Here is a 4,194-nt window from a genome sequence, read left to right on the forward strand (position 1 = left end):
TTTAACCCCCCCCACTTTTTTTTTTTTTTCCCCCCGTGTTCCCCCCGGATCAGGGGCATCTACTCACTTCTCGGCGAGAGCGCCGGCTAATTTCACCCGCTCGCGCGCCTGCGTCCTGCCACGTCCACGGTCCGGCCGACCTCTCTCCTCTCAGGGGCAGGGCCAGCAGGTCCGCCGGGCGACGGCTCGGCGCAACCACGACGAGGTGGCCGACATGCGCGCTCGATCAGCTCTTCCGCTCTTCTCCGCCCTCGCCCTCGCCCTCGCCCTCGCCCTCAGCACCTTGCTCCTGCTCGGCGCGAGCGCCCAGGCAGCCGTCGACGAGTCGCCGCCGCCCTCGTGCCAGGACGTGATCGAGCTGGCGACCTCCCATCGTCCGAGCGCAGCGCTCGTCGCCGCGGCCCAGGTCGAGGCCGCAGGTGAGACTGCCTGCGACGCCACGGTCCTGGCCGAGGCCGACGGGTCGGTCGCCGAGGCCGCGGTGCTCCTGCGTCGGGCACAGGGGCTGGACGCAGAGGCCGGCCGCGTCGCCACCGACACCGAGGCGGCAGCCGAGCTCCGCAGCGCAGCCGACACCTCCTACGCCCGGGCGCTCGCGCTCGACCTGGGGCTGACTGCAGCGCTCGACGGACTGACGTCGGACCCGGGCTCCGAGGCCCCACCGGCCGAGGCCGCAGTGGCCGCCGCCCGGCTCGTCGACCTGGGCCACCGCGCCGAGGCCCGCGAGCTGCTCCTCACGGCGGTCGAGGAGGGCAAGGTGGACCCGAAGAAGCTCGATCAGGCCCTGCAGGACCTGCTGGCCCCGAGCCCTCCGGAGACCGTCGTGGACTGGTGGGACGAGGACGGCAGGACGTGGCTCACGGTCGTGGCCTGGTGCCTCGCAGGGCTCGCACTGATCTACCTCGTGCTGTGGACGTGGGTCCGTCGCCCGCCCTACCGGATCGACCCCGCGACCCAGGCAGTGACCGCGGGGAAGGCCGACGACGTCGCCCAGGCATGGGCCGAGATGCTCCCGCGCCGGCTCGACGACCTTGCCGAGTCGACACCTGCCATGCGGATCTCGACGGGCCCGGACACCGACCTCACGCTCCCCGACATCGACGGGATGCCGTCGGGCTTCAAGGCCGTCGTGGAGTTCTGGACGTGGTTCCGACGTCTGCGCGTGCGGCACGTCTCGGCCCTCCTGCACGACGAGGGCGGGAAGGTCGGTGTGACGGTGTCGATCAGGAAGCGGTCCGGCAGGCTCCTCGAGACCCGGACGCTCCGCCCCCTGGACGACACCGCCCCCGTCGAGCGGGCGACGTACCTCGGCCTGCTGCCTCAGGCCGCCGTCTGGATCGCGTTCCAGACCACCGTGAAGCGCCACCGGGTCGCCGTGCTCGGGACGAGGTCCGAGGTCGCGGTCCTCCGTTTCGCCGACTCCGCCGCGCTCCTCGCCGCCGGCGACAAGGGGGCCGCCCGCCAGGCTCTGCTCCGGGCGCGCGCCGCAGATCCCCAGATGCTCGCGGCCCGGCTCAACCTCGCGGTCCTCGACCTCCGGAGGGAGGGCGACGATCCGGCCGCCGCCCCGCAGGACCGGCAGGTGCGACTCGAGGCGCTCCACGGCGTCGAGCAGGCAGCGTCGGCACGGCTCGACGAGCTCTTCGGCTATGCCCCGCACGTCCTCCCGGCCGCACGCGACCGGTGGCTGAGGGAGGCGGTCCGGTGCCGCGCGACCATCATGCGAGCCTGCTACAACCGGGCGATCAGCAGCCTCAACTGGTCGGCCGCTGGTGGTACGGGCGAGATGCGGCACGACCTGGCAGCGGCGTTGGAGTCCACGAGGAAGGCGGCCGTCGACCTGCGCGAGAGCACCCCGCGGCGGGCGCGGTGGGACGCTATCCGACGGACCGCGCACAACGTCGAGCGCCACGCGGAGCTCATGCGCCGAGGGCATCTCGACCCTGGTCCGGCCGGGTTCCTGTCCGACGCCCCGCACCAGCTCACGACGATCGAGCCCGACTGGGGGGCCGCCTACCCGGACGTCCTCCCGGGCTGGGTCGACTACGGCATCGCCTGTGTCGCGGCAGCCGTGGTACCGCCCGACCCGGCCGCGCCGACCAGGCAGGCCGCCGTCGCGCGCGTGCAGTCGTGGTTGGACCGCGCCTTCGCCAAGCAGCCCGGGCACTACGTCTCGGCCGCTCGACGCGACCCGTTCTTCGCGCACCTCGTGCCCGTCCCACCTGAACGGGCCAGCGCCGGACCGCGACCGGCGCCGAGCGGTCCGACGACGGAGGCGTGAGCGAGAAGTGAGCTGATGCCCCTGAACCGGCCGGATCAGGGGCAGCTGCTCACTTCTCGGCGAGGGCGGCCGGCTCTCGCACCACGTCCGCCGGCGCCGCATCGACCCTGATGGCCTCGAGGTAGTCCGCGATCGCGTCGCGGTTCCTCGTGAGGGTGTCGATGCGCTCGGTCATCCGCGCCAGCTCGGTCTCGAGCAGCGCGATCTTGTCCGGGAAGGCGTTCTGCAGGTGGATCTCACGGGGCTGGTTGAGGCAGGGCAGCAGCTCGGCGATGATCCGCGTCGGGAATCCCACCTCCAGCAGGCCCCGGATCTGGAGCACCCGGTCGACGAGGTGCTCGCCGTACTCGCGGTAGCCGTTCTCCTCGCGCTGCGGGGTCAGGAGCCCCTGCTCCTCGTAGTACCGAAGCAGGCGTGTGGCCGTGCCGGTGCGGCGGGACAGCTCGCCGATGCGCATGTGATGCACCCCTCTCGCGGGTCGGGCTTGACCTTCACACCCATGTCAGACATTCATGCTAACCCTATGACCACGTGCACCACTCCGACCGAGTCGTCGACCGACGCTCCCCCGACGTCCACAGCGCCCGTCTCCCCCGCTGCGCTCGCCACGCCAGCGGGTCCCCCGACGTCCGCTGCGCCCCCTGCGCCCCGGACGACCACGCTCCCCGACCGGACCGACGCGCCCGCGGACGCTCCGCCGTCGGGCACTCGCTTCCCCCTGCTGCCCCTGCTCGCCCTGGCCGCGACCGGGTTCGTCACGCTCCTCACCGAGGTGCTGCCCGCGGGCGTGCTGCCCGCGCTGGGCGCCGACCTCGGCGTGTCCGCGAGCGCCGCCGGGCAGACCGTCACGGTCTTCGCGATCGGGGCGATCGTCGCCGCGATCCCCCTCAGCCGGGCCACGGCCCGCTGGCCCCGGCGCCGCCTGCTGCTCACGACGATCGCCGGGTTCGTGGTCGCGAACACCGTGACGGCCGTGTCGTCGAGCTATGCGCTGACGCTCGGCGCGCGCTTCGCGGCCGGGCTCGTCGCCGGGCTGACCTGGGCCCTGCTCGCCGGGTACGCACGGCGCCTCGCCGCGCCGGAGCAGGCGGGACGGGCGCTCGCGATCGCGATGGGCGGGGCGCCGCTCGCGCTGGCTCTCGGCGTCCCGGCCGGGACCGCGCTGGGCGCGACCGTCGGGTGGCGCTGGGCGTTCGGCGCCATGACGATCCTCAGCCTCGGGCTGGCGGCGTGGGTGCGCTGGGGCGTGCGGGACTTCCCGGGCGAGCCGCGCGGGACGCAGGTGCCGATCGGGCGGGCGCTGCGGCTGCCCGGCGTCGCGCCGGTCGTGGTCGTGACGGGCCTGACGGTCCTGGCCTACAACGTGTTCTCGACCTACGTCGCGGTGTTCCTCGAGGACGTCGGGCTCGGCGCGCAGACCGGGGTGCTGCTCGCGGTGCTCGGCGCGACGTCGTTCGCGAGCCTCGTCGTGATCGGTGCCCTGATCGACACGCACCTGCGCGTCATGACGGTCCTCGCCGCCGCGCTCCTGGGGGTCGCGGGCCTGACGCTCGCGGTCGCGGCGGGCTCCCCCGTCGCGGTCTACGCCGCGGTCGCCGCGCTGGGCTTCGCGTTCGGCGGCAGCGGGACCCTGTTCCAGACCGCGCTCGCGCGAGCCGCAGGTCCTGCCGCGGACGTGGCGCAGTCCGCGTTCGTCACCTCGTGGAACGGGGCGCTCGCGCTGGGCGGGATCGTGGGCGGCGTGGTGCTGGGTGCGGGCGGGTCCGGTGCGCTGCCGTGGGCGACGCTCGCGCTCGCGGTGCCGGTCGTGGGGATCGTGCTGGGGGCGCGGCGGCACGCGTTCCCGGGTGGAGCGGGCCCTGTGCGGCCTGCCGAGAAGTGAGTAGATGCCCCTGATCCGCGGGGATCAGGGG

At 73.9% G+C, this 4,194-nt stretch carries 3 protein-coding genes; 2 read left to right on the forward strand and 1 reads right to left on the reverse strand.

The window, feature by feature from the left end; all coding sequences use genetic code 11:
* Nucleotides 1-214 precede the first annotated feature (214 nt).
* Entirely contained in the window at nt 215-2,281 is a 2,067-nt protein-coding gene (locus ACFWFR_RS17780; protein WP_377623917.1) for a hypothetical protein, read from the forward strand.
* A gap of 49 nt (nt 2,282-2,330) precedes the next feature.
* Here ACFWFR_RS17780 and ACFWFR_RS17785 read toward each other — a convergent pair whose 3' ends face one another.
* The gene (locus ACFWFR_RS17785; protein WP_377623918.1) at nt 2,331-2,738 is read right to left on the reverse strand and encodes a MerR family transcriptional regulator; all 408 of its coding nucleotides are present in this window, start codon (nt 2,736-2,738) and stop codon (nt 2,331-2,333) included.
* Nucleotides 2,739-2,804: 66 nt separating this feature from the next.
* On the opposite strand from ACFWFR_RS17785, the gene ACFWFR_RS17790 reads away from it, so the two are divergent.
* On the forward strand, nt 2,805-4,163 hold the full coding sequence (locus tag ACFWFR_RS17790) for an MFS transporter (RefSeq protein WP_377623919.1): 1,359 nt from the start codon (nt 2,805-2,807) through the stop codon (nt 4,161-4,163).
* The last annotated feature ends 31 nt before the right edge of the window (nt 4,164-4,194 follow it).

The organism is Oerskovia sp. NPDC060287, assembly GCF_042726775.1.
GTDB classification, from domain to species: Bacteria; Actinomycetota; Actinomycetes; order Actinomycetales; family Cellulomonadaceae; genus Oerskovia; species Oerskovia merdavium.